The organism is Brevibacillus sp. GCM10020057, assembly GCF_042683565.1.
Classification (GTDB): domain Bacteria; phylum Bacillota; class Bacilli; order Brevibacillales; family Brevibacillaceae; genus Brevibacillus.
Genome location: NZ_JBHUJW010000015.1, coordinates 1 through 763 on the forward strand (window position 1 = coordinate 1; position 763 = coordinate 763).

General features: G+C 54.3%; 2 rRNA genes. Both read left to right on the forward strand.

Going from position 1 to position 763, the window contains the following annotated elements:
- A 5S ribosomal RNA gene (gene rrf / locus ACFSO0_RS05000) occupies positions 1-95 on the forward strand; the annotation flags it as partial.
- 150 nt (positions 96-245) lie between these two features.
- Positions 246-763: ribosomal RNA gene (locus ACFSO0_RS05005) — 23S ribosomal RNA — on the forward strand; the annotation flags it as partial.

Genomic DNA, 763 nt, shown 5'->3' on the forward strand with positions numbered 1-763 from the left:
ACACACCCGTTCCCATACCGAACACGGCCGTTAAGCCCTCCAGCGCCGATGGTACTTGCTCCGCAGGGAGCCGGGAGAGTAGGACGTTGCCAGGCGGGCGCAAAAGGATCGTCTGCTAACTACGCCTCATCCATGAGGCAACGCAGACACTAGCACATCCTGTGCGTCGTCGTTCCTTGAAAACTGGATACTGCATGTATGCTAAGGATTTAAACTGTAAGTACGTTTTAGTGCTGACCAATTGTGGTTAAGTTACTAAGGGCACACGGTGGATGCCTTGGCGCTAGGAGCCGAAGAAGGACGCAGCGAACTGCGATAAGCCTCGGGGAGCGGTAAGCACGCTTTGATCCGGGGATCTCCGAATGGGGCAACCCACCATCCGTAATGGGATGGTATCCTTCACTGAATACATAGGTGATGAGAAGGCAGACCCGGTGAACTGAAACATCTAAGTAGCCGGAGGAAGAGAAAACAAAAGTGATTCCGTCAGTAGTGGCGAGCGAACGCGGAAGAGCCTAAACCGTCGGGTTTACCCGGCGGGGTTGTGGGGCGTCTCACATGGAGTTACAAAGGATGGATGTAGATGAACAGTCTGGGAAGGCTGACCAGAGGGCGTGACAGTCGCGTAATCCAAACATTCATCCCTCCGAGACCCACCCCGAGTAGCACGGGACACGTGAAATCCCGTGTGAATCTGGCAGGACCATCTGCTAAGGCTAAATACTCCCTAGCGACCGATAGCGAACCAGTACCGTGAGGGAAA